Source organism: Dankookia rubra, from assembly GCF_004355005.1.
In the GTDB taxonomy this organism is placed as follows: Bacteria; Pseudomonadota; Alphaproteobacteria; order Acetobacterales; family Acetobacteraceae; genus Paracraurococcus; species Paracraurococcus ruber_A.
This window is the reverse complement of record NZ_SMSJ01000004.1, coordinates 170,427-194,081: the sequence shown is the minus strand read 5'-3', so window position 1 is coordinate 194,081 and position 23,655 is coordinate 170,427. Positions and strand designations below refer to the sequence as shown.

Annotated in this window: 25 protein-coding genes; 17 read left to right on the top strand and 8 right to left on the bottom strand. The window is 73.3% G+C overall.

The genetic code is table 11. The annotated features are described in order from the left end of the window. Window position 1: 1 nt before the first annotated feature. From E2C06_RS05395 to E2C06_RS05385, 3 genes are all read right to left on the bottom strand, one after another. Complete coding sequence (locus E2C06_RS05395) at window positions 2-1,561, bottom strand: EAL domain-containing protein (protein ID WP_133287556.1); 1,560 nt, start codon at window positions 1,559-1,561, stop codon at window positions 2-4. A 62-nt stretch (window positions 1,562-1,623) separates the two neighbouring features. Further along, window positions 1,624-2,154, bottom strand: a complete 531-nt coding sequence (locus E2C06_RS05390) for a carboxymuconolactone decarboxylase family protein (RefSeq protein WP_133287555.1) — start codon at window positions 2,152-2,154, stop codon at window positions 1,624-1,626. Between the two features lie 193 nt (window positions 2,155-2,347). Then, window positions 2,348-2,923, bottom strand: coding sequence for a peroxiredoxin (locus E2C06_RS05385; protein ID WP_133287554.1), 576 nt, complete (start codon window positions 2,921-2,923; stop codon window positions 2,348-2,350). Window positions 2,924-3,118: 195 nt separating this feature from the next. Here E2C06_RS05385 and E2C06_RS05380 point away from each other — a divergent pair, with 195 nt between their 5' ends. The 3 genes from E2C06_RS05380 (at window position 3,119) to ykgO (ending at window position 5,505) form a co-directional block, all read left to right on the top strand. Then, window positions 3,119-4,048 (top strand): hydrogen peroxide-inducible genes activator, encoded by a 930-nt coding sequence (locus E2C06_RS05380; RefSeq protein ID WP_133287553.1) that lies wholly within the window; start codon window positions 3,119-3,121, stop codon window positions 4,046-4,048. Between the two features lie 30 nt (window positions 4,049-4,078). Beyond that, entirely contained in the window at window positions 4,079-5,293 is a 1,215-nt protein-coding gene (gene acdA / locus E2C06_RS05375) for a 3-sulfinopropanoyl-CoA desulfinase (protein ID WP_133287552.1), read from the top strand. 86 nt (window positions 5,294-5,379) lie between these two features. Continuing rightward, window positions 5,380-5,505 carry a type B 50S ribosomal protein L36 gene (gene ykgO, locus E2C06_RS05370; RefSeq protein ID WP_133287551.1) on the top strand — a complete coding sequence of 42 codons (126 nt, stop codon included), beginning with the start codon at window positions 5,380-5,382 and terminating at the stop codon, window positions 5,503-5,505. Window positions 5,506-6,022: 517 nt separating this feature from the next. On the opposite strand, the gene E2C06_RS05365 is transcribed toward ykgO, so the two are convergent. Beyond that, window positions 6,023-6,394 (bottom strand): hypothetical protein, encoded by a 372-nt coding sequence (locus tag E2C06_RS05365; protein WP_133287550.1) that lies wholly within the window; start codon window positions 6,392-6,394, stop codon window positions 6,023-6,025. Between the two features lie 128 nt (window positions 6,395-6,522). Here E2C06_RS05365 and E2C06_RS05360 point away from each other — a divergent pair, with 128 nt between their 5' ends. Both E2C06_RS05360 and E2C06_RS05355 read left to right on the top strand, forming a co-directional pair. After that, on the top strand, window positions 6,523-7,995 hold the full coding sequence (locus E2C06_RS05360) for an FAD-linked oxidase C-terminal domain-containing protein (protein WP_133287549.1): 1,473 nt from the start codon (window positions 6,523-6,525) through the stop codon (window positions 7,993-7,995). Between the two features lie 8 nt (window positions 7,996-8,003). Further along, complete coding sequence (locus E2C06_RS05355; RefSeq protein WP_241671130.1) at window positions 8,004-9,188, top strand: FAD-binding protein; 1,185 nt, start codon at window positions 8,004-8,006, stop codon at window positions 9,186-9,188. Between the two features lie 22 nt (window positions 9,189-9,210). Here E2C06_RS05355 and E2C06_RS05350 read toward each other — a convergent pair whose 3' ends face one another. Both E2C06_RS05350 and E2C06_RS05345 read right to left on the bottom strand, forming a co-directional pair. Further along, entirely contained in the window at window positions 9,211-9,543 is a 333-nt protein-coding gene (locus E2C06_RS05350; protein WP_133287547.1) for a hypothetical protein, read from the bottom strand. A gap of 68 nt (window positions 9,544-9,611) precedes the next feature. Then, window positions 9,612-10,427, bottom strand: coding sequence for a bestrophin-like domain (locus E2C06_RS05345; RefSeq protein ID WP_133287546.1), 816 nt, complete (start codon window positions 10,425-10,427; stop codon window positions 9,612-9,614). A gap of 298 nt (window positions 10,428-10,725) precedes the next feature. On the opposite strand from E2C06_RS05345, the gene E2C06_RS37385 reads away from it, so the two are divergent. Both E2C06_RS37385 and E2C06_RS05340 read left to right on the top strand, forming a co-directional pair. Further along, window positions 10,726-10,884 carry a hypothetical protein gene (locus E2C06_RS37385; RefSeq protein WP_165982232.1) on the top strand — a complete coding sequence of 53 codons (159 nt, stop codon included), beginning with the start codon at window positions 10,726-10,728 and terminating at the stop codon, window positions 10,882-10,884. 243 nt (window positions 10,885-11,127) lie between these two features. Then, entirely contained in the window at window positions 11,128-11,943 is an 816-nt protein-coding gene (locus E2C06_RS05340) for a hypothetical protein (protein WP_133287545.1), read from the top strand. 73 nt (window positions 11,944-12,016) lie between these two features. Here the strand turns inward: E2C06_RS05340 and E2C06_RS05335 are convergent, their stop codons facing one another. After that, window positions 12,017-12,778: an SGNH/GDSL hydrolase family protein gene (locus E2C06_RS05335; RefSeq protein ID WP_165982231.1), complete on the bottom strand. Its 762-nt coding sequence runs from the start codon at window positions 12,776-12,778 to the stop codon at window positions 12,017-12,019. A gap of 144 nt (window positions 12,779-12,922) precedes the next feature. Here E2C06_RS05335 and E2C06_RS05330 point away from each other — a divergent pair, with 144 nt between their 5' ends. The 7 genes from E2C06_RS05330 (at window position 12,923) to E2C06_RS05300 (ending at window position 19,092) form a co-directional block, all read left to right on the top strand. Further along, window positions 12,923-14,137 (top strand): OpgC family protein, encoded by a 1,215-nt coding sequence (locus tag E2C06_RS05330; RefSeq protein ID WP_165982230.1) that lies wholly within the window; start codon window positions 12,923-12,925, stop codon window positions 14,135-14,137. A 5-nt stretch (window positions 14,138-14,142) separates the two neighbouring features. After that, on the top strand, window positions 14,143-14,892 hold the full coding sequence (locus tag E2C06_RS05325) for an SGNH/GDSL hydrolase family protein (protein WP_133287542.1): 750 nt from the start codon (window positions 14,143-14,145) through the stop codon (window positions 14,890-14,892). A 122-nt stretch (window positions 14,893-15,014) separates the two neighbouring features. Beyond that, window positions 15,015-16,319 carry a hypothetical protein gene (locus tag E2C06_RS05320; protein WP_133287541.1) on the top strand — a complete coding sequence of 435 codons (1,305 nt, stop codon included), beginning with the start codon at window positions 15,015-15,017 and terminating at the stop codon, window positions 16,317-16,319. A 197-nt stretch (window positions 16,320-16,516) separates the two neighbouring features. Further along, window positions 16,517-17,839, top strand: coding sequence for a glycolate oxidase subunit GlcF (gene glcF / locus E2C06_RS05315; RefSeq protein WP_133287540.1), 1,323 nt, complete (start codon window positions 16,517-16,519; stop codon window positions 17,837-17,839). Next, window positions 17,836-18,057 carry a DUF2798 domain-containing protein gene (locus tag E2C06_RS05310; protein ID WP_133287539.1) on the top strand — a complete coding sequence of 74 codons (222 nt, stop codon included), beginning with the start codon at window positions 17,836-17,838 and terminating at the stop codon, window positions 18,055-18,057. Before glcF ends, E2C06_RS05310 begins: the two co-directional genes overlap by 4 nt. A 141-nt stretch (window positions 18,058-18,198) precedes the next feature. After that, window positions 18,199-18,609, top strand: coding sequence for a globin (locus E2C06_RS05305; RefSeq protein WP_133287538.1), 411 nt, complete (start codon window positions 18,199-18,201; stop codon window positions 18,607-18,609). A gap of 72 nt (window positions 18,610-18,681) precedes the next feature. Continuing rightward, window positions 18,682-19,092 (top strand): hypothetical protein, encoded by a 411-nt coding sequence (locus E2C06_RS05300; RefSeq protein ID WP_133287537.1) that lies wholly within the window; start codon window positions 18,682-18,684, stop codon window positions 19,090-19,092. Window positions 19,093-19,216: 124 nt separating this feature from the next. Here E2C06_RS05300 and E2C06_RS05295 read toward each other — a convergent pair whose 3' ends face one another. Then, window positions 19,217-20,323 carry a YihY/virulence factor BrkB family protein gene (locus tag E2C06_RS05295; protein WP_133287536.1) on the bottom strand — a complete coding sequence of 369 codons (1,107 nt, stop codon included), beginning with the start codon at window positions 20,321-20,323 and terminating at the stop codon, window positions 19,217-19,219. A 132-nt stretch (window positions 20,324-20,455) separates the two neighbouring features. Here E2C06_RS05295 and E2C06_RS05290 point away from each other — a divergent pair, with 132 nt between their 5' ends. The 3 genes from E2C06_RS05290 (at window position 20,456) to ada (ending at window position 23,628) form a co-directional block, all read left to right on the top strand. After that, window positions 20,456-21,448 carry a Bug family tripartite tricarboxylate transporter substrate binding protein gene (locus E2C06_RS05290; RefSeq protein ID WP_165982229.1) on the top strand — a complete coding sequence of 331 codons (993 nt, stop codon included), beginning with the start codon at window positions 20,456-20,458 and terminating at the stop codon, window positions 21,446-21,448. A 189-nt stretch (window positions 21,449-21,637) separates the two neighbouring features. Next, window positions 21,638-22,219 (top strand): tetratricopeptide repeat protein, encoded by a 582-nt coding sequence (locus E2C06_RS05285; RefSeq protein ID WP_165982228.1) that lies wholly within the window; start codon window positions 21,638-21,640, stop codon window positions 22,217-22,219. Window positions 22,220-22,557: 338 nt separating this feature from the next. After that, entirely contained in the window at window positions 22,558-23,628 is a 1,071-nt protein-coding gene (gene ada / locus E2C06_RS05280; RefSeq protein ID WP_133287533.1) for a bifunctional DNA-binding transcriptional regulator/O6-methylguanine-DNA methyltransferase Ada, read from the top strand. Window positions 23,629-23,655 lie beyond the last annotated feature (27 nt).

Below are 23,655 nucleotides of genomic sequence, written 5' to 3'. Positions count from 1 at the left end.
GTCACTCGCCCCCCGGCAGCGGCCCCGGCTTGCCATAAAGCCAGCCCTGGCCGAAATCGACGCCGAGCTCGCGCATCAGCGCCGCTTCCTCCTCGGTCTCGATCCGCTCGGCCACCACCCGGGCGCCGACGGTGCGGGCCAGGTCCACCATGCCGGCGACGATGCCGCGATCCTGGTCGCTGCGCAGCGCCGCTGCGACATAAAGCCCGTCGATCTTCACGTAGTCCACGCGGAAGGCGTGGAGGTAGCGGAAGGCCGCGGCACCGGCGCCGAAATCGTCGATGCAGAGCGGCAGGCCGCGCGCCCGCAGCGCCTCCACCGTGCGGACCGCCTCGGCCTCGTCCTCGATCTCGGCGGTCTCGGTGATCTCGATCAGCAGGCGGTGGGTCAGCAGCGGCTCGGCATCCAGCAGCACGAGCAGGCGGTCGCGGAAGGCCGGGCTCTGCAGGGTGAGGCCCGAGAGGTTGGCGGCGATGCGGGTCTGCCGCGCCCGCCGCGTCGCGGCGCAGACGGTCGTGAGCACCGCCCAGTCCAGCTCCTCCGAGAGGCCCGCCGTCTCGGCGAAGGTGACGAATTCCTGCACGCCGTGCACCGGCGAAGCGGCCTCGGGCTCCGGCCGCAGCAGCGCCTCGAAATGGTGCGGCGCGCGGTCGGAGAGCGAGACGATCGGCTGGAAGGCCAGGCGGAAGCGGCGCTCGGCGATGGCGCGGCGCAGCCAGACGGCGCGGGCATAGGCTTCCGTGACGAAGCCGGAGAGGCCATCGGCGAAGCCGGCCTGGTCCAGCGCTTCCGGCCCGTCGCGAGTGAAGCAGGCGAGGGCGTGGCGGAGCGCCCGGGAGGCCTGCATGGGCGTCAGCCCCTCGGCCGCCAGCGGCAGGCTGCGGGTGGCGACCGAGGCGCCGTCCCCCGCCGCCGCGGCGATGCGGGCGCCGAGGTCGTCGAGGTCGTCCAGCGTCCCGGAGATCAGCCCGTAGCGGCCGGCGGCGAGCTCGCCCGCCACCGCATCCGGCGCCAGGCCGTCGGCGATGGTCTCGCGGATCCGCTCGGCGATCTCGGCGGAGGGGGTGAGGGGGCCTTCCTCGCCGCGCAGCTCGATCAGCCCGAGCGTGCCGGGGCTGCCGGCGTCCCGCGCCGCCAGTTCCGCCGCATCGCGCAGCGCGACGGGGCCCGAGGGGAGCGCCGCCGCCGCCTGGCAGGGCATGGCGGCGAAGGTCAGGCAGATGCGATCGGCATCTTGGCCGAGCAGGCGGAGCCCGGCGCAGGACATCGGCGTGCGGCGGGCATCGGCCAGGTGGAAGCAGATGGGGGGCAGGCGGTCGCGTGCCTGCAGCCCGGCGAAGGCAAGATCGAAGCCCGGCCGGTCACCGCGGGCCAGCAGGTCCCGCACCGGGCGGCCGACCCAGCTTTCGGCCGGCGCGCCGAGCCGGCTCTGCAGCGCGCCGGCGGCAAACAGGATGTGGCCCCTGGGCGAGACCTCCAGCAGGATCTCCGCCGCGGCGAGGGCGAAGGTGAGGAATCGCTCCCGGTCCGTCACCCGCCGCGGCTGCGCATTCCCGTCCATCCACCCGGCCGCCCCATGTGTCCGGGGGACCATGGCGCAGCCGGGTGAAGGCCGGGTGAACGTCAGGCCGCGAGCGCGGCCTCGCCGTCGAGCGTCGCGGCCGTCGCGTGCACCACGGCGGCGATGCGCACCGCGGCCTGCACCGCGTCCTTGCTGGTGCCGTGCTGCAGGATGACCTTCTCGTGGCTCTCCATGCACATCCCGCAGCCGTTGATGGCGGAGACGGCGAGCGACCAGAGCTCGAAGTCCACCTTCTCGACGCCCGGACGGGCCATGGCGTTCATCCGCAGCTTGGCCGGCATCTGGGCATAGTCGCCATGCACCAGGTGGGTGAAGCGGTAGTAGATGTTGTTCATGCCCATGATGCTGGCCGCGGTCTTGGCGGCGTTCAGCGCCTCCGGGCTCAGCTGCGGGCCGAACTCGCCGACGATCTCCTTGATCACCACCGGGTTGCGGCTGGCGAGCGCCGAGGCGACGAAGGTGCCGGCGCGCTGCTGCGGGGTCAGGGCGGTCTCGGCGGCCAGGCTGCCGAGGTTCAGCTTCTGGTCCTTGGCGTATTCCGGCAGGGCATTGCGGAGGGCTTCCAGCGACATGGCGGGCTCCTTCAGGGGCTGGTTGTCGGGGTGGGCGGAGCGGACCTAGGCGCGGATCGCCGATCCGTTCGACCTACCCTCTCCCGTGCCACCGGCGCGGGAGAGCGGGGGCCTACGGGGGGCTGATTGCCCCCCGTTCCGCACTGCAGGAAGGGTTGGCGTGGCGGCTTCCTGCGGCGCGGACCGAACCGAATTACGCCGCCTTCTCGAAGAGCTTCTGGGCGTCCAGGGCTTCCTCGCCCTTGGTCCAGTTGCAGGGGCAGAGCTCGTCGGTCTGCAGCGCGTCGAGCACGCGGAGCACTTCCTGCGGGTTGCGGCCGACGTTCAGGCCGTTGACCGAGGCCCACTGGATGGTGCCGTCCGGGTCGACGATGAAGGTGGCGCGCAGCGGCACGCCGGCCTCCTTGTCGAGGATCCCGAGCGCCGCGGACAGCTCGCGCTTGATGTCGGCCAGCATCGGGATCGACAGGTCGCGGATGTCGTCGTTGTAGACGCGCCAGTTCAGGTGAACGAACTCGCTGTCGGTGGAGACGCCGTAGACCACGGTGTCGCGGTCGGCGAATTCGCCGGACAGCTTGGCGAAGGCGGCGATCTCGGTCGGGCAGACGAAGGTGAAGTCCTTCGGCCAGAAGAAGACGATCTTCCACTTGCCGGCGTCCGACTCGGAGGAGATCTCGGTGAAGGACTTGCCGGGGCCGCCGAGGCCCTCGGGGCCGGCCTTCACGGCGGCGAGCTTGAAGGAGGGGAACTTGTCGCCAACGGTCAGCATGCGGGCATCCTCTTGGTGGTTCAGGGCACGGCAGGGGGACCCGAAGCGGGAACGCTGCTGCGCTGCACCATATATGGACAGCGCTGCCGTTTCTGGCCAATGAATAGTTTTGGGTATAATGATCGATAAATCCGATAATGAGGCGCGGCCGCCCACCGGTCCGTCCCGTCCGGCCGGCCGCAACCAGAACGGCATATGATCACCCTCCCGTCGCCCCAACAGCTCCGCTACCTCCTGGCCCTGGCCGACCACGGCCATTTCGGCCGGGCCGCCACCGCCTGCGCGGTCAGCCAATCCACCCTCTCCGCCGGGATCATCGCGCTCGAGCGCCAGCTGGATGCCGCGCTGCTGGAACGCGGCGCCGCCAAGCGCCCGGTCTTTACCCTCCTCGGCCTGGAGGTGGTGGAGCGCGCCCGCCAGGCGCTCGGCGCGCTGGAGGCGGTGGCCGAGACCGCGGCCGCGGCGCGCGACCCGCTCTCCGGCCCGCTCCGCCTCGGCATCATCCCGACCATCGGCCCCTTCCTGCTGCCCCGGCTGATGCCCGCGTTGCGGGCGGCCTTCCCGCGGCTGCGGCTCTGGCTGCGGGAGGACCAGACCGAGCGGCTGGTGGCGCAGCTGGAGGCCGGGCGGCTCGACCTGCTGCTGCTGGCGCTGCCCTGCGCCTGCGGCGATGCCGAGACCCTGGCGCTGGCCACCGATCCCTTTCTCGCGGCCCTGCCGGCCGGGCACCGGCTGGCGGCGCGGGACCGGGTGCCGGTCGGCGCGCTTTCCGCCGAGCGGCTGCTGCTGCTGGAGGGCGGGCATTGCCTGCGGGAACACGCGCTCGACGCCTGCGGCCTGCCGCGCGGGACCCTGCCGGGGGAGGAGGGCTTCGCCGCCACCTCCCTCCATACCCTGGTGCAGATGGTCGCCAGCGGGCTCGGCGTGACGCTGGTGCCGCGGCTGGCGGTGGAGGGCGGGGTGCTGGCCGGCACCCCGGTCGAGGTGCGGCCATTGGAAGGCGAGGACGGCGCCGAGGCGACGTCCGGCCGCAGCCTGGCGCTCGCCTGGCGCGCCCGCAGCCCGCGCGCGGCGGAGTTCCGCGACCTCGCGCCGGCCATTGCGGCGGCGATGAACGGCGCGTAACGGGGACGGGACGGGGAAGAGGAAACGGGCATGGACGGGCTGACGCCGGAGCAGGCGAGGTTGCGCGACCGCGCGCGCGAGCTGGCGCGGGAGGCCGCCGCCCAGGCCGCCGAGACCGACCGCACCGAGCGGTATCCCTGGCCCATGGTCCGCCGGATGACCGAGGCCGGGCTGATGGGCCTGACCATCCCGAAGGCCTTCGGCGGCGCCGGCAGCTCCTATCTCGACGCCGTGCTGGTGATCGAGGAACTCGCGAAGGCCTGCGCCGTCTGCGGCCGCATCGCGGTCGAGGCGAACATGGGCGCGATCGGCGCAGTCATGGCCTATGGCAGCCCGGCGCAGCAGCGCCTGGCGGCCGGGCTGGTGCTGGCCGGCGACAAGCCGGCGATCTGCATCACCGAGCCCGAGGCGGGCTCGGCGGCGACCGAGATGACCACCCGCGCCGTCCGCCGCGGCGATGCCTGGGTGATCGACGGGGTGAAGCACTGGATCACCGGCGGCGGCGTCTCCCGCCTCCATCTCGTCTTCGCCCGCGCCTTCGAGGACGGCGTCGATCTCGGCATCGGCGGCTTCCTGGTGGTGCGGGGCGGGGAGGGGGACCCCGCCGGACTCGTCATCCATCGCCGCATCCCGTCCATGGGGCTGAAGGGGATGCCGGAGGCGGAGATCCACTTCCGCGGCCTCGAGGTGCCGGATTCGATGGTGCTGCGGCCGCCCGGCGGCTTCGCCCGCGGCTTCGGCCGGCTGATGGAGGCCTATAACGGCCAGCGGGTCGGCGCCGCGACGGCCGCGCTCGGCATCGCCGCCGGGGCCTTCGACCGGGCGATGGACTATGCCCAAGCGCGCCGGCAGTTCGGCCGTCCCATCGCCGAGTTCCAGGGCCTCGCCTGGATGCTGGCAGACATGTCGATCAGGCTCGAGGCCTCCCGCGCCCTGATCTGGCGCGCCGCCCGCAGCGCCGGGCCGGGCGATGGCGCCGACGGCTTCCCCGACCGTCTCGCCGCCGCCCAGGCCAAGGTGCTGGCGGCGGACACGGCGATCGAGGTCACCAACCAGGCGCTGCAGGTCTGGGGCGCCGCCGGCTACAGCCGCGACAACCCGATGGAGCGCTTCGTCCGCGACGCCCGCATGTTCGCCATCGCCGGCGGCACGGCGCAGGTGCTGCGGACCCAGGTGGCGGAGCGGATCCTCGGGCGGAAGCTGCCGCAGACCCGCGACGGCTTTCTCCGGCAGGCGGCCGAATAGCCCGGCTTTGGTTGACAGGCCGGCCCCCTTTCCTTAGACGCACCGCCTCTCTTTCGCTGCCGCTCGGCGTACCAAGGTCCAGTCAGATGAAGATCCGCAACAGCCTGAAGTCCGCCAAGACGCGGGACAAGAACTGCGTCGTGGTGCGCCGCCGCGGCCGCATCTACGTGCTGAACAAGAAGAACCCCCGGCTGAAGGCCCGCCAGGGCTGATCCTGCCGGGCCGTCCCGGCCGGCCTCCGGGTACTCGGGGAACGGCCGGGGCATTCCGCCGGACCGACCGGGGTTCCGCAACCCGCCGCCGGCCCCGCCGCGGCGGGCTTTCTGCGTGGCCGGACCGAGGCTTGTCTAAAGGATAATTTTCCTGTTAGCATCGGCACTTCCGGTCCAGAGGCAGCCGCGTGCGTCAGCGTCCCCCACGAGCGCTCCCGCCCGCCGCCGGGCGGACCCCCGGTGGCGGTGCCGCCCCACGGCCGGCTTGCAGGGCCGCCGCGGCGCTTCGTCCGAAACGCCGATCGACCGGTCCGGAGGCGGGTGCCCCTCGCCGAGCCGCGCGGGTAGGCGGGGAAGCGCCAGGTCGACGCGCCGGCCCGCCGCCGGACTTTGTCCGAAAACGCCAATCCTGCCGCGCCGGCCGGGCCTGGCCTGCCGGCCCGCCCCGCCCCGCCCCGGGCATTGTCCGAAAACCCGCTGCCCCGGCCGCCGCCGCGGCGGACCAGCCCCGCCCGGCCTATTTCGGCGTCAGCATCTCCGTCCCCAGGCCGCCGCCGGTGGTCCAGCTGCCGCGCAGCCGGCCGTCCGGCTCGACCTCGAAGACCGCGACGCCGGGCCGGCCATTGACCACGAAGGATACCGCCAGCACCCCGGCCTGGATCAGGCCGAGGCCCATGATGTTCTCGCTCGCCACCCGCCAGGTCGCCACCCAGGCGCCGCCGGGCCCGGTCCGCAGCAGGAACTCGCCGTCGTAGTTGGTGCCGTCCGGGTTGGTGCCCTCGACGCCGTAGGCGCCTTCGCGGATCTGCGCCGCGGCGGGGGCGGCGAAGGACGCGGCGAAGCCGAGCGCGAGGCAGGCGGCGAGGACCAGGGGGCGGAAGCGGGGCACGCGCATCTCCAATCGAATTGGCGGGGAAACTGCCCGCCCCGCCGGCCAGGGGCAAGCCGGGCGCTTGCCGGGCGGCATCGGCCGGCCCATTTTCCGCCCGGTTGCACATGGCCGCAGGAGTGACGCAGGTGATCAGGCTGCCCGACCCGAAGCCGGAGGTGCTGGCCCGGCGTGCCGAGATCGTCGCCGCCCTGCAGCGCATCCTGCCGCCCGGCCCGATGGGCGACGGCGTGATCAGCGAGGAGCTGCGCCTCAAGCCCTACGAGACCGACGGGCTCTCGGCCTACCGGCAGCCGCCGCTGGCGGTGGTGCTGCCGGAGACGACCGAGCAGGTCGCCGCGATCCTGCGCTACTGCCACCAGAACGGCGTGCGGGTGATCCCGCGCGGCGCCGGCACCTCGCTCTCGGGCGGCGCGCTGCCGCTGGCCGATGCGGTGGTGATCGGCCTGATGCGGATGAACCGCATCCTCGAGGTCGACTACGACAACCGCCTGGCGATGGTGGAGGCCGGGGTCACCAACCTCGGCATCACCAACCATGTCGCCGCCGACGGCTTCTTCTACGCGCCCGACCCGTCAAGCCAGCTCGCCTGCATGATCGGCGGCAACGTCAACATGAACTCGGGCGGGGCGCATTGCCTGAAATACGGCGTCACCGCCAACAACCTGCTCGGCCTCAAGCTGGTGACGATCGAGGGCGAGATCCTCGAGGTCGGCGGCCGCCACCTGGACGCCGCCGGCTATGACTGGCTCGGCCTGCTGACCGGCAGCGAAGGGATGCTGGCGGTGATCACCGAGGTGACGGTCCGCATCCTGCACAGCCCGGAGGGCCAGCGCGCCATGCTGGCCGCCTTCAAGAGCAACGAGATCGCCGGCGAGGCGGTGGATGCCATCATCGCCTCCGGCATCATCCCCGTGGCGCTCGAGTTCATGGACCGCCCGGCGATCCATGCCTGCGAGGCCTTCGCCCATGCCGGCTATCCGCTGGACGCCGAATCCCTGCTGATCATCGAGGTCGAGGGCAGCGTCGCCGAGCAGGACAGCCTGCTCGCCAAGCTGAAGGGGATCTGCGAGCGCTTCGACCCGATCAGCGTCAAGGTGGCCGAGAGCGCCGAGCAGTCGCTGGCGATCTGGAAGGGCCGCAAGGGCGCCTTCGGCGCGGTCGGCCGCATCTCCCCCGACTACCTCTGCATGGACGGCACCATCCCCACGGGGCAGCTGCCCTTCGTGCTGCGGCGGATCGGCGAGATGTCCGAAAGCTATGGCCTGCAGGTCGCCAACATCTTCCATGCCGGCGACGGCAACCTGCATCCGCTGATCATGTTCGACGCCAACGACCCGAAGAGCTTCCACGCGGCGGAGGCCTTCGGCGCCGATATCCTGAAGCTCTGCGTCGAGGTCGGCGGCTGCCTCACCGGCGAGCACGGCGTCGGCGTCGAGAAGCGCGACCTGATGGGCGTGCAGTTCACCGCGCCGGAGCTCTCCCTGCAGCGCGCCATCAAGGGCGCCTTCGACCCGGACTGGCTGCTGAACCCGGCCAAGGTCTTCCCGCTGGAGGACAACCCGGCCTTCGCCGCCCGCGTCCTGCCGCACGCGGCATGAGCGGCGGGGTGCAAGGCGAGGTCCTGGCCCCGGCGACCGAGGCCGACCTCTCCGCCGCCATTGCCGCGGCGGCCGCGGCCGGGGAGCCGCTGGCGATCGAGGGGAACGGCACCAAGCGCGCCTTCCTCCGCCCGGTGCAGGCCGCCCGCACGCTGACGACCCGCGGCCTGTCCGGCATCACGCTCTACAGCCCGTCCGAGATGATCGTCTCGGCCTGGACCGGCACGCCGCTGCCGGAGATCGAGGCGGCGCTGGCCGAGCGCGGGCAGCACCTGATCGCCGAGCCGCCGAGCTTCTCCGCCCTGTTCGGCGCGGCCCTGCCGCCGACCATCGGCGGGCTGGTCTCGACCAACCTTTCCGGCCCCCGCCGCATCACCGGCGGCGCCATGCGCGACCACGTCATGGGCATCCGCGCCGCCGGCGGCACCGGCGAGGTCTTCCGCAGCGGCGGGCGGGTGCTGAAGAACGTCACCGGGCTCGACCTCTGCAAGCTGCTGGCCGGCGCCCATGGCACGCTCGGCGTGATCACCGAGGTGACCTTGAAGGTGCTGCCCGGGCCGGCCTCCTCCGGCACCGTCGCGGTGCGGGTGGCGGACCTGGCGGCCGGCGTCAGGGTGCTCTCGGCCGGGCTCGGCAGCCCCTTCGGCGTCTCCGGCGCCGCGGTGCTGCCGAGCGGGACGGAGGGCCGGCCCGGCCCGCTGGCGCTGCTGCGGATCGAGGAATTCTCCGACTCCGTCGCCTACCGCACCGGGCGGCTGCGCGCCGACCTGGCCCCGCTGGGCGAGGTCGCGGTGATCGAGGATGCCGAGAGCCGCGCGCTCTGGGCCGCGGTGCGCGAGGCCGGGCCGCTCGGCGCGGCGCCCGACGACGCCATCTGGCGCGTCTCCGTCCGGCCGACCGCGGGGCCGAAGGTCGTGGCCGCCGCGGGGATGGCGAGGGCGCTGCTCGACTGGGGCGGCGGGCTGGTCTGGCTGGCCGGGCCGGCGACGCCGGAGGCCCATGCAAGGGTGGTCGCCGCGGCCGAGGCGGCGGGCGGCAGCTTCACCCTGTTCCGCGCGCCGGAGCCGCTGCGCGCCGCGGTGGCCGTGCTGCCGGAGGAGCCGGCGGCGCTGGCGGCGATCGGCCGGCGGGTGAAGGCGGTGCTCGACCCGAAGGGGATCCTGAACCCCGGGCGGATGCGGGCCGGGCTCTGACCGCCCCGCGGGCGCGCCGGCCTCAGGCCGCCTCCAAGGCCCGCGCCGTCGCCTCCTGCGTTGCCCGCAGCGCGGCGAGGGTCGCGGCGGCCTGCTTCACCGCCGCGGGCTCGCTGGTATCGACATCCAAGACCTGCTCCTCGGCATCGGCCACGCCGGCGGCGATCAGCTCGCGCAGCTGGTCCAGCCGGTCGCGGACCTCGGCGGGGTCGGCTTCGGGCGCCGCGGCCCATTCGCCGGCGATGATCTCGACCTCGCGCGCCATGCGGTGCGGCGCGACGCCCTTGGCGACGAGCGCCATCAGCCGGAGGATGGCGGCGTCCACCGGGCGGGGGCGGGACGGCTTGCGTGCCATTGGGGGAATCCTTGCCCGGCGCCGAATCGCGCCGTGCCGCATCATATAAGGACGGCCGGGCCGTCGCCCTATGGCTTCGGCGGCGGCGTCGGCGCGCTGCCGGCGAAGCCCTGCAGCGCCCAGACCAGCGGCGCCGGGTCGACCCGGATATTGCCCTGGCGCGGCCGGTTCAGGTCGGTGATCAGCAGCATGCCGCCGGTCCACATCGCCATCAGCAGCACGCTCAGCACCAGGTGCCGCTGCGGACCGAGCCCGAGCTGCACGCCGATGGCGCCGACCGAGAGCAGCGAGCCGATCAGCAGCAGCCACTGGATATGCGCCGGCGCGCGGCTCTCATAGGCGAAGCGCTGCGACGACGCCGCGTCGAAGGTCTCGTTGAGGGAAGCGACCAGGCCGGCCATGAGCGGGCTGGGGTCGCGCAGCGCGGCCGCCTGGGCCAAGGTCCAGATGCTGGCCTGCGCCGCATTGGTGGCGGCGTTCAACGCCGCCTCGGCCTCCGGGTCCGGGCCGGCGCGGGTATAGTCGAGCCGGAGTCGGGTATAGTCCTCCAGCTCGCGGCGGATCTCGGGGCCTTCCCCGCCGCGCACCAGGCCGGCGCGCAGCCAGGCGGTGCCGATCGCATTGGCCTCGGTCACCACCAGGTCGCGCCGCGCCTCGTAGCGCGACTCGGCGATGGAGATGGTCAGGCCGAGGGTGAAGGCGAGCAGGCCGAGCATGCCGGTCGTCAGCATGCCCATGTTGGATTCGACGGTTTCCAGCCGTGCCGCGGCGCGCCAGCGGCCGACCCGGTAGCCCAGCTCGTTGGCCAGCAGCAGCATCGCCAGCAGGAAGGCGCCCAGCGGCAGCAGGCCGCGCTCCGCCAGGGCGTTGATCAGCTGGGTCATGCGCTGCCATCCCCCGTGCGACGGCCGAATCGCCGCATGCGCCAGCCTAGGCCAGAGCCGCATGAGCGGGAACGGTGGTCATTCGCCCCGCAGCAGCAGGCGGTGCCGGCCTGTCCTGCCCATCGGCCCGGTCAGCCGGGCCTTGGCGGTGGCGAGCTGCAGGAGCAGGGCGGCTGGAAGCGGCCCGCGCCTGGGGTCCGCGGCGACGAGGCGCCCAGCGCCGTTCCAGAGGCGATGCGGCCCGTCCGGCTCCGCCCCGGGCGGGTGCCGTGGCGGGCGGGCGCCTGCGCAGCAGGCCGTGCAGGACACGGTCGGCCGGGGCCGGCCGGGGGATGCCGTCACGCACCGGAAGGGCGGCGCTGCCATCGGCGGCCGCGACGGCGGAAAGGGTAAGTGGCACGCCGCCGATTCGGCGGCACAGGATGGCGACGCCATCGCCAAGCGGGACGGCGAGTAGCGGATCGCCGGCCTGCGGAGCACGAGGCATCATGCGGCAGTTTTCCCCGGGGTCCGCCGCCGGGTCGCCATCGCAGCGCCGCCCACGGAAACGGCCGCCGGCCAGGGGACCGCGGCGTTGCGGCCACAGACGCGGAAATCGCCGCGCACTGGGGGGGCGCGGCGCTGGAAATCCGCCTTGCAATCTGTAAATTGAAGGTGATCTGAAATCACTCTCAAGTGACTCATCGGAGGGCTGCTCGCCTTGCGCCTGCTCGCACGCGCCATCGGCTTCGGCCTCCTGCTTCTTGCCGCCCTGTTGCCGGTCGGCGCCGCGCTGGTGCTGCTGGCCCTAGACGGACCGCAGGCGCTGCTGGCGCTCGGCCCGGCCGGCTGGGTCAGCCTCGCCGCGGGCCTGCTGCTGCCGGGCTGCGCCGCGCTGCTGGCCCAGGCCTGGGCGACCCAGCGGGCCGAGCTGGCGGAGCTCCGCCGGGCGCTGCTGCGGCAAGCCGAGGCCGGCGACAGCCGGCACCTGGTGCTGCAGGCCATGCTGGCCGAAAGCCGGGAGCAGACCAGCCTGCTGCAGGAACAGGTCCGCCTGCAGCTGGGCCAAGCCAATGCCGGGCGGCGTCAGGCAGAGACGCTGCAGGCCCTGGCGACCGAGACCCGCCTCGCCCGGCTGGTGGCGGAATGGGACATGACCGGGCGGGAGCTGGCCGCGGTCATGGCCGCGATGTGGCGGCTGGCCTTCGGCTGGCGCACCGCGGAAGGCCCCGAGGGCCGGGGGGCGGTCGAGCTGCCGCTGCCGGCCGGGGCCGAACTCGGCCTGGCGATCCTGCGGCTGCTGCCGGCGACGCCCGAGGACATGGCCTGCTTCCAGGTCGATGAGCGCTTCGTCCGCCAGGCGGCGCGCTACCGCGCGCTGTTCCGCGACTTCCTCGACCGGGTGCCGGAGACCGGCCCGGTCAACCGGGCGCTGTTCCGCGACATGGTGCAGGGCCGGCTGGATGCCCGGCTGGCACTGTTGCCGCGGCCGAACCACGCGATAACGGTGCCGCCGGAGACCCTGGCGGCCGAATAGGGCGTCGGCTTCCCTGGTCTGCCCTGGCCCGGCCGCCGGCAGGGCCTCCGGCGGCGCCGGGGGCGGTGCCGACCTACCGCTTCGCCACCTGGGCCGGGGCCGGCACCGGGCCGGCCGCCGCCAGGATGGTGCGGGCCAGTGCCGCGGCGACGCAGGCATAGCCGCGGTCGTTGTGGTGCAGCCCGTCGGGCGAGATCATCTCGGCCGAGGGCGTCCCCGCGGCCTCCCAGGCCCGCATCAGCGCGGCGCGGGAGAAGAGCTCGGCCGAGGTCGCCTCGGCCAGCCCGTCGATCGCTGCGTCCAGCCGCTCGAATCCCGGGGATTGCAGGATGCGGGGCGCGCGCTGGCTGTCCATCAGCAGCACGTCGGCGCCGGCCGCCTGGATCCGGGCGACGCCGCCGGCCAGCGCCGCGCGGAACTCCTCGGCCGGCATGCCCTGCAGCACGGCATTGGCGCCGGCCTGCCAGATGACCATGGTGGGGTGTTCGGCCAGCACGTCGGCTTCGAGCCGGGCCAGCATCTCGGGCACCTCCTGGCCGCCCTTGCCGCGGTTGAGCACCACCAGCGGCAGGCCGGGCAGGGCGGCGCGCAGCCGCGCCTCGAGCTGGGCGGGGTAGGTGGCCTCGGAGCCGGAGGCGGCGGCGCCCTCGGTCGAGGAGGAGCCGAAGGCAACGATGGTCAGCGGCGCGCCATGCGCCACGGTCACGCGGGTCGCCGGCAGGCTGGCGCGCTGAAGCGGCGCCGGCGGGCAGGGCTGGGCGGCGGCCAGGGTCGGCAGCAGCAGGGCGGCCAGGGGGACAACCAGGGGGGAGAACATGGTGGCAAGGCGGCGCATCCCGCGACCCTGCCAAAGGATCGCGGGCAGCGCCAGCGGCCGCCGGCGCGTGCGGCGCACAACGTGACTTGCAAAGCACGGCGCGCACCGCAACTTTCGCGGCGCCCATCGTGTCGGGTGCCCATCGGGGGCCGGAGGTCGTGCATGCGGGGGCTGATCCGGGGCAGCGGGGCAACCGGCACGGGCCGCGACCTCCGGGTCGACCTGTTTCGCGGCCTGGCGCTCTTCTCGATCTTCGTCGACCACATCCCGGGCAATCGCCTCGGCGAGCTGACCCTGCGGAACATCGCCTTCTGCGACGCGACCGAGGCCTTCGTGCTGCTGGCCGGCTATGCAGCCGGCCTGGCCTACGGCGCGGCGCTCGACCGGCGCGGCTGGCTCTTCGCCGCGGCCTCGCTGCTGCGCCGGGCCGGGGCGCTCTATGTCGCGCACATCTTTCTGTTCGTCGTCTTTGCCGCGCAGGTCGGCTATTCCGCCGGCCTGCTCGACAACCCGGCCTATCTGGACGAGCTACACCTGGACCCCTTCCGGGAGCAGCCCTATGTCGCGCTGCTGCAGGCCCTGCTGCTGCGCTACCAGCCGGCCTTCCTCGACATCCTGCCGCTTTATATCGCGCTCCTGGTGCTGCTGGTCCCGGCATTGCCGCTGCTGCGCCGGCCGGTGCTGCTGCTGGCGCTGTCCGCGGTGCTCTACGCCGCGGCGCGGCTGCTCGACCTGAACCTGCCGAACTGGATCGACGGCGGCTGGTTCTTCAACCCCTTTGCCTGGCAGCTGCTGTTCCTCGCCGGCGCCGTGCTGGGCTATGCGCCGCCGGGCCCGGACGGCAGGCGCGGCATCCCGCCGGCGGTGCCCTACCGGGGCTGGCTGGTCGGCGGCTGCGTCGCATTGCTGGCCTTCGGCGCCGTGGCGATGCTGGTGGCCTTCGAGGCGCCGGAATGGCTGGCCCTGGTGCCGGAGCAGGTCGGCGTGGTGCTGACCACCATCGACAAGAGCGCGCTGCACCCGCTGCGGCTCGTCTCGATCCTGGCGCTGGCCTACCTGCTGGGCCATGCGGTGCCCCGCGACGCCGCCTGGCTGCGCGGCCGGCCGGCAGCGCCCTTCCTGCTGATGGGCCAGCACGGGCTGCCGGTCTTCTGCACCGGCATCTTCCTGTCCTTCCTCGGCCGGCTGGCGCTGGAGCAGTCGGATCGCGGGCCGATGCAGCTGGCGGTCAACCTGGCCGGGCTGGCGGCGCTCGTCGCGGTGGGTGCGGTCGCGGCCTGGTACCGCCAGCGGGGGGAACCCGCGGGCGGGGGGAGGGCGGCCGCCCGCGCCGCCGGCTTGCCGGTACCGGCGTCGTCATCTACGACTGCAGCGTAATGGTCATGGCACGGCTCCCCGGGATGCTGCTGCTTGTTGCGCTGCTCGCCCCGGCGGCGCGGGCGGAGACGCGTGCCTGCATCTCCCCGCCCGAGCTGCTGGACGCCGGCGCGCCGCTGCCGGCCACGGTCCGCGCGGTGGCGGGCAGGTCGCTGCGGATCCTGGTGGTCGGCGGCATCTCCGTGCTCGGCCCCGGCACCAGCGGGCCGGAGGCCGCCTGGCCGGCCCGGCTGCAGGCGCTGCTGGCCGCCCGCCGCCCCGGCGTCGCCTTCGAGGTCGTGGTGCGCGGCCGGCGCGGGATCAACACCGCCGAGGCCGGGGCGCTGCTGGCCGAGGAGATGGCAAAGGCCCCGGCGCAGCTCGTGCTCTGGGCCACCGGCACGGTCAGCGCGGTGCGCGGCCTCGAGGTCGACGAGATGGTCGAGGCGCTGAACACCGGGCTCGACGCGGTGAAGGCGGCGGGTGCCGATGCGGTGCTGATCGACCCGCAATTTTCCCGGTTCCTGCGGGCCAATGCCAATGTCGATCCCTATCTCGACGCGCTGCGGCTGGTGGCGGCGGCGCACCAGGTGCCGCTGCTGCGGCGCTGGGACCTGATGCGCTATTGGGCGGAAACCGAGCAGGTGGATCTCGAGCGCGCCCCGAAGCCGGAGCGGGTGGCCGCGACCGACCGGCTGAACGACTGCCTGGCCCAGGCGATGGCGGCGCTGCTGCGCGCCGGCGCGGCGGAGGCCCGGGACCAGCTGCGGAACTGAGCCGCCGCAATCTCCGGTAACCGGAATCACCTCCGCGCGCATCACGCGGCGATGCGTATACATTCCACCTTCGTCTGGCTGTGATTCCACCGCCGGCATATGGCCGGATGGGGATGGACAAAATGCCAGACGATCCCGCCGCCGCAGCGCCCTTCGGCCCGCCGCCGCAGCTTGTCCTGCGCCAGATGAGCGGCCCCGCGGGCCTGCGCGCCGAGGGCGACAATTGGGTGCTCGACCTCGGCCAGGTCGAGGCCGGCAGCCTGCTGCGGACCTTCGGCGTCGCCGTGATGAACGACGCCGCGCCGCCCGCCGATGCGCTGACCGTGCGGTTCGCGGTCGAGGGCGACCCCGACATGCGGTTCTTCGTGCCCGCCGCCTTCAGCGACATCGGCCCGCAGACCGGGCGGGGCGAGGTCGACGTGGTGCTCAGCGCGACGACGCCCGGCCTGCACGAGGCGCGGCTGGTCCTGCACCCGGAGCAGGTGGCGGCGGATGGCAGCGTGACGGCGCTGCCCGACCGGGTGGTGCTGATCCGGGAGGAGGTGGTCGGCACGCTCGCTGCCGCGACGATCGCGGCCGATGCCTTCACCACGGGCCGGCCGGACGACCTGGTGCTCACCGCGCCGGTGCGGCTGGAAGGGGTGGATTTCGCCCGCATCCAGAACCTCGGCAGCTGGACCGGCTCCGGCACGCTGGACTTCACCCCGCACCGGGCCGATGGCGATGCCTGGCTGCTGGCGACCTTCCAGACGGTGCATGCCGATTTCACCGGCACCGGGCAGGGCAAGACTGTGGACGTGGTCGGCGCCGGGGGTGGCAGCCTGGTGCTCGCGCACGGCGATACCGCGCTCTGGTCCTTTGCCGGCGACAATGCCGGTGGGACGGCCGCGATCACCACCCATGGCCAGGCGACGCTGCGGCTGACGGCGATCGGCGCCGATACGCTCGACGACCGGATCGCCGCCAACAGCCTGCTGCCCTACGCGATCTACCCCTTCTCCGTCCCGCGCGGCAACTCGACCTATGACGGGCATCTCTCGACCGCGCAGGTCGAGCTCGGCGGCCGCGGCAATACCGTGACGGCCGAGGCGATGGTCAACCTGACTGTCACCGGCGGGGCGGGGCACAACCACGTGGCCGGCGGCGGTGGGGTCAACCTCTTCGCCCTGACCGGTACGCATGACTGGCTCGAGAGCGGCAGCGGCCAGACCACCTTTGTCGAGCAGGCCGGCAGCCTCCGCGGCGACCGCATCACCGGCTTCCATGCCGGCGACCTGATCCGCTTCGAGGGCTTCGGCCCGGACGCAAGGCTGCGCGACCTGGGGGAGGGGCACTACCGGGTGGTGGACGGCGCCGGGCACCGCGAAGCCTTCACCGTCGAGGGGGTCGATCACCTGGTGGCGGGGGTGGACTACCTCTTCGCCTGAGGGACGAACGGCAAGGCCGGGGCGACGGTATCCGCCCTGGATCCCGCTCCGTTGCCGTAAGCGCGCCCGCCGCGTGGCGAGCGCCAACCCACCGGAAGGGAGGGTGAAGGCCGGGGAGGGAATACTTTTCCCTTCCCGACCTTTGGCCGGGGCAGGCGAGGTTCCCCCCTTCCGCGCCACCGCCTATATCCCCATTCATGCAGACGAATTTCGCGCCCGAGCAACTGGCCGACCCGGATACCCGGGAGAGCAACACGATCCTGCGGACCTGCGTGCATTGCGGCTTCTGCACCGCGACCTGCCCGACCTTCGTGCTGCTGGGCGACGAGCTCGATAGCCCGCGCGGCCGCATCTACCTGATCAAGGACATGCTCGAGAGCGGCAGGCCGGCGACGGCCGAGGTGGTCAAGCATGTGGACCGGTGCCTGTCCTGCCTGTCCTGCATGACCACCTGTCCTTCCGGCGTGAACTACATGCACCTGGTCGACCACGCCCGGAAATATATCGAGGAGACCTACGACCGCCCCTGGCACGAGCGGGCCCTGCGCCGGGTGCTGTCCGCCGTGCTGCCCCATCCCGCGCGGTTCCGCGCCGCCGTCGCCGGCGCCCGGCTCGGCCGGCCGCTGGCCGGGCTGGTGCCGGGCGGGCATGTGCTGGGGCAGCGGCTGCGGGCCATGCTGACGCTGGCGCCTGGCGCGCTGCCGCCGGCCAGCCCGATGCAGGCACCGCAGGTGCACAAGGCGCAGGGGCAGCGCCGCGGCCGCGTCGCGCTGCTGACCGGCTGCGCGCAGCAGGTCCTGGCGCCCTCGATCAACGAGTCGACGATCCGCCTGCTGACCCGCATGGGCGTCGAGGTGGTGATCACCCGCGAACAGGGCTGCTGCGGCGCGCTGAACCACCACATGGGCGACCACGACCCGGCGATGCGCCTGGCCCGCGCCAACATCGCGGCCTGGAGCCGCGAGCTGGACGGGGAGGGGCTGGACGGCATCGTCATCAACACCTCGGGCTGCGGCACGACGGTGAAGGACTACGGCTTCATGTTCCGGGAGGAGCCGGATGCCGCGGCGGCGGAGAAGGTCGCGGCGCTGGCGATGGACGTCTCGGAAGCCCTGCAGAAATTCGCCTATGCGCCGACCCGCGGGAAGCCCGGCCTGACGATCGCCTACCACTCCGCCTGCAGCCTGCAGCACGGCCAGAAGATCACCGCCCTGCCCAAGCAATTGCTGGCCAAGGCCGGCTTCGCGGTGCGTGACCCGGCCGAGCCGCATCTCTGCTGCGGCAGCGCCGGCACCTACAACCTGCTGCAGCCGGAGATCGCCGGGAAGCTCAAGGCGCGCAAGCTGCACAACCTCAACCGCACCGGCGCCGACCTGATCGCCGCCGGCAATATCGGCTGCCTGACGCAGCTCGGCGGCGACGCGCTGCCGGTGGTCCATACGGTCGAGCTTCTGGACTGGATGGCCGGCGGGCCGGAGCCGGCGGCGGTCGGCGCGGCGCGGCGCGCGAAGGCGGCATGATCCCCGAGCGCTACACCCCGGTGCTGGTGCCGCTGGTCATGACCTTCTTCATGGCATTCTGCGTCTCCTTCCTCATCACCGCGAACAGCGTCGGCTTCCCGCCGGGCTTCGTCCCGCTTTGGCTGAAGAACTGGATGCTGGCCTGGTCCTTCGCCTTCCCCTCGGCGGTCTTCGCCCTGCCGCTGGCCCGCCGCATCGTCGGGCGCCTGACGGCCTGAACCGGGCGCGATGGGGCGGAGCGCGGCAGGGCGGGACCGCCATGCTGCCAGACTCTGGCCTGCAGGCGATGCGCGAAGTCGGTGGCGCGTTCACCTCCGAAGGCAAACCGCCCTAGCCTGCGCCGGACGATGGAGGCGCGCATGGACCAGGACCCGGTGGCCGAGAGCCTCGAGTGTTTCGCCGCCCGCTGCGCCGACCCGGCGGCGGCGGTCTATGGCCGCCTCTTTGCCCTGCATCCCGAGGCCGAGGCGCTGTTCCTGATGGATCCGGGCGGTCATGTCCGCGGCCAGATGCTGGCCGTCGCGGTGGAGGCGCTGCTCGATGGCGGCGGGCGGCTGGCCGGGCTGGTCGGCATCGAGCGAATGAACCACCTGAACATCGGCGTCCCGCTCGCGCTCTTCGACGGCTTCTTCAACCTGCTCCGGGCGGTGGTGCGCGACGCGCTGGGCGCCGACTGGACTCCGGCCATGGCGATCGCCTGGCAGGCGCGGCTGGGCGCGCTGGCCGGGGAGAAGAATTCGGATGCCAATCATTTGGCTGCGGGAACATGATTTCGGGGAGCCAGCCCTGGCCCAAAAGTTGATTTATGGATCGGCTAATCTCTTATTCTGGATCGGCTCGCCATGCGCCAGCGCTGGAACACCCCGCTCTATGCCGTCGCGCTGGGCGCCGGCTTCGGTATCCTCGGCATGCTGGCCGCTGGCCGGGTGAGCCTGCCGGGCCGCATCTTCCCGGCCAGGCCGGTCGCGCCGCCGGTGCAGCCCGCCGATCATGCCTCGGATGCGCTTGGCGCCTCGCTTGCCCGCAGCACGGCCGAGTCCGGACAGCGCGCGCTGCGCAGCGCCCTCGACCCGGCCGGGCGCGCCGTCTGCGAGGCCGCGATCGCCGATGCCGATGCCGCCGCCTGCCGGGCGGCCGAGGATGCCCGCGGCAAGCAGCACAATACGCAAAGCCTGGCCATGGTGCTCTCGGCCGAGGATCTCTACCTCGCCGCCGCCCGGCTCCGCCTGCGGGAGGCGCGGCCGGTCTGTTAGTCCAGCCCGCGGCGCCTCGACGGCTGCGATCGGGTGCTGTCGGTGGGCGAGGCCGAGCCGACCAGCACGCGGAGCTTGCGGGCCAGCCGCGGCAACTGAGCCGGCACCAACCGCGGCGGGGGCGCTACCCCGCCACCGTATCCGCCATCTTCGCGCCGCGGGCGCCCATCGGCCGCTCCGGGCCCGTGGTGGTGTCGCGCGCCGTCTGGTGCTCCATTTCCGCATCCAGCTCCGCGCCGACCAGCACCACGGTGGAGGAAAGCCAGATCCAGGTCATGAAGCCGATGACGGCGCCGAGCGAGCCGTAGGTCTCGTTGTAGTTGCCGAAATTCGTCACGTACCAGGAGAAGCCGAGCGAGAAGGCGATCCAGGCGAAGGAGGCGAAGGCGCTGCCCCAGCTCACCCAGCGCCACTGCGCCCGTTCCCGGCTCGGCCCGTATCGATAGAGGCAGGCAAGGAAGACGCCGATCACCAGCAGCATCACCGGCCAGCGCGCCAGGCGCAGCAGGGTGTCCAGCGTGCCGCCGAGGCCGATGAAGTTCAGTGCCACCGGGACCGCCACCACCGCGACCATGGCCAGCACGATGAACAGGATGGCGGCCAGGGTGAAGGCCATGGTGACCGCGAGCCGGTAGAAGAAGCCGCGCCGCTCCTGCTCGTCGTAGACGATGTTCAGCGAATCGACCATCGCCTTCATTGCCTGGTTCGAGGACCAGAGCGAGGTGGCAAGGCCGATCAGCGCGCCGAAGCCGAGCGTGCCGTTGCCCTTGGCGGTGATGCGCTTCACCTGGTCTGAGATGATGTCCATCCCTCCGCTGGGTATGACGCCCGACAGCGTCGCCAGGTGGTCGTTGATCGTCGTCGGGTCGGCGAAGAGCCCGTAGATCGAGATCAGCGCGGCGAGCGCCGGGAAGAGCGCGAGCAGGGCGTAGAAGGTGATGCCGGCCGCTTCCGACATCACCCGGTCGCTGGAGACCTCGGAGGCCGTGCGCTTGACGATGTCCCACCAGCCGCGGGCCGGGATTTCGGTCGGGCTGGCGGCGCCATGGCCGCGCCCATGCGGTGCCGGCGCCGCTCTGGCCCTGGCCGGCGGACGTGCATCGGCGGCGGTCCCGGGACGGGTCCTGGCACGGGCCGGGGTGGCGCCGCCGCGCCCGGTCAGCAGCAGGGCCAGCCCGCCGGCCGCGGCGAGGGTGGCGAGGACGGGATAAGGGCTGCGTTCAGTCGGCATCGGTGTCTCCGGAACGCGAGGGGCAACGGCCCGCCAACGCGGCAGCCGCGCCAGGGTGCCGCGCACCGCTGCGATTTGCCGCCGCGCCGTTTTCGCGCCATGTCGCGGGCAGACCCGTCCGGGAAACCTCGCATGACGCTGCCGCGCCGCCTGCTGCTCTCCGCCGTCCTCGCGGCACCCGTCATTCGCACCGCCCGGGCGCAGGCCTGGCCGGACCGGCCGATCTCCGTGGTGGTGCCCTTTCTCGCCGGCGGATCGACCGACATCGCCGCGCGCATCATGGCCGAGCGGATGGCGCCGAAGCTCGGCGCCCAGGCCCGGCTGATCGTCGAGAACCGGGCGGGTGCCGGCGGCTCGGTCGGGGCGGAATGGGTGCGGCACCGGCCGGCGGACGGCTACACGCTGCTGCTGGCCTCGGCCTCGGCGCTCGGCACCAACCCGGCCGCCTTTCCGCAGACGACGCCCTACGACCCGGTCGAGGATTTCACCCAGATCGCCGTGGTGGGCGGCGGGCCAATCGTCCTCGTCGTCCCCGCGGCCTCGCCCTTCCGGACGGCGCAGGACCTGCTGGCGGCGGTGAAGGCGAAGCCCGGCGGCTATACCTGGGCGACCAGCGGGGCCGGGGGCATCGGCCACCTGACCGGCGAATACCTGAAGATGCGCGCGGGCGGCCTGAAGGCCGAGCACGTCCCCTATCGCGGCGGCTCGGCGGTGATGGAGGCCCTGGCCAAGGGCGAGGTGGACTATTCGCTGGAGGTGCTGGCCTCGGTCGCCACCCATGTGCGCGACGGGCTCTCGCGCGGCCTCGCGGTGTCCTCGCTGACGCGGCACCCGCTGTTTCCGGAGATCCCGACGCTCGACGAGGTCGGGCTGAAGGGCTTCGAGATCACCACCTGGAACATCCTGGCGGCGCCGCGCGGCCTGCCGCCGGAGATCGCCGATACCCTGTCCCGCGCGGTGGGCGCCGCGCTGACCGAGGGCGATACCTCGCAGCGCCTGGCCCAGGCCGGGGTGGACCCGGCCCGGCCCGGCACGCCGGCCGGGACCCGCGCCTTCCTCGCCGCCGAGGTCGCCAAGTTCCGCGCCATCGTGCGGGAGGCGGGGCTGACGCTCGGGCGCGGCTGAGGCTGCGGCGCCCGGCGCCGATCGCCGGAAGGCGCGGCCCGACGACGTGAACCGCAGCGTCGCGGATCGCCGGAGAGGGCGCAGCCCGGCGGCGTGCTTCCACATGCCCGGCTTCGGCAGTCCCGCACGACCCTTGCCAGCGGCGACGGGGCGCCCGACCTTCCAGCGATGCGCCGGCTCCTCGCCCTGATGCTCCTGCTGCCCCACGTCGCCCTGGCACAAGCGCCTGCCGCCCCCCCGGCGCATGCTCCGGGGCCGCAAAGCGCGGCCGCGCGGGCTGCGGAGGCGCGCAGGGCCGAGCTCGACCGCGCCTTCGAGGCGTTGCGCACCGCGCCCGACGAGGGCGGCGCTGCGCTGGTCGAGGCACGCATCCGCACGCTCTGGGCCCAGGCCGCGACGCCCTCGACCAACCTCCTGCTCCGCCGCGGCGTCCGCAACGTGGAGACGCAGCTGCCGGCCGAGGCGCTGGAGGATTTCGACGCCGCCATCACCCTGCAGCCCGACTTCCCGGATGCCTGGTACCTGCGCGCCCAGGCCTATGCCCGGGCCGGCGACACCGCCGCCGCGGCGCGCGACCTGCAGGAGGTGCTGCGGCTCGAGCCCCGCCACTGGGCGGCGCTGATGAGCCTGGCCTCGCTGCAGGAGGAGGCCGGCAATGCGATGGGCGCGCTGCGCAGCCTGGAAGCCGCGCTGGCGATCAACCCGCGCATGCCCGGCGGGGCGGAGCGGCTGAAGGAGCAGCGCCGGAAGGCCGAGGGCGACACGACCTGACCGCGGCCGGTCTCCCGGCGCGGCGCGGGGACCGGATTACCGGCATTCATCCGCTGCATGGCAGCAATCCGGAAACATGATTGGCGAGTAATGTTCCAGCGGCCCAAATGGGGCGGGACGAAGGCGGGCCCATGCGGTTCCACCGGTGAAGGACAACGGACGTGAACGAGATCCTCAACGTGCTTCCCTGGGTGTTCGGCCTGGTGGCCGCCGCCGCGGCGGTGCAGGCCTCGAAATAGTATCGCCGGGACGGCCCGGGCCGGCGGGTCGCTCCGGACCGGCCGTGCCGGGGCAATCCCCGGATGGCCGGCGCCCCGGCCCGGGGCCAGAGTGGCGCCATGACGCACATGGCCCCCATCCCCGATAACGATGCCGCCCGCTGGGATGCCCTGCTGGCGCGCGATCCGTCCCCCGCCTGCGGGGATTTCCTCTATGCGGTGACGACCCAGGGCGTCTATTGCCGCCCCGGCTGTCCCTCCCGCCCGCCCTTGCGGCGCAACGTCCGCTTCTATGCCGATGTCGCCGCGGCCGAGGCGGCCGGCTTCCGCGCCTGCAAGCGCTGCGACCCGCGCGGCGAGCGCGCCACGATCCATGCCGCCGCCATCCGCGCCGCCTGCGACTTGGTCGAGGCCAGCGAGACCATCCCCAGCCTGGCGACGCTGGCCGACCGCGCCGGCTATGCGCGGCACCATTTCCTGCGGCTGTTCAAGGAGATCACCGGCGTGACCCCGCGCAGCTATGCCGAATCCGTCCGTGCCCGCCGGCTGCAGGCAGCGCTTGCCGCCGGCGACCGGGTGGCCGAGGCCGTGGCCGGCGCCGGCTATGGCTCCGAAAGCCGGGTCTACGAGGCGCCGGGCCGGGTGCTCGGCATGACCCCCGGCGCGGCGCGGCGGGGCGGCGAGGGCGAGACCATCCGCACCGCGACGGCGATGAGCGCGCTCGGCCCACTGATGGTCGGCGCGACGGACAGCGGCGTCTGCTTCATCGGCTTCGCCGAGGACCACGCGGCGCTCGAGGGCGACCTCCGCCGCCGCTTTCCCAAGGCGCGGGTCGAGCCGGCGGCCGCGGCCCTGGCGGCGACGGTGCGCGAGGTGGTGGCCTTCCTCGAGGAGCCCAAGGCCGCGCTCGCCCTGCCGCTCGACCTGCGCGGCACCGCCTTCCAGCGCCGGGTATGGGAGGCGCTGGTGGCGATTCCCTTGGGCGAGACCCGGACCTATGGCCAGATGGCCGAGGCGATCGGCGCGCCGAAGGCGGTCCGCGCGGTGGCCCGGGCCTGCGCGCAGAACCATGTCTCGCTGGCCGTGCCCTGCCACCGGGTCGTCGGCAAGGATGGCGACCTGACGGGGTATCGCTGGGGCGTGCCGCGCAAGCGGGCGCTGCTGGCAAAGGAGCGGGCGGGGAAGGCGTAACCGGAAAGGCCTGGCGGAGAGGGTATT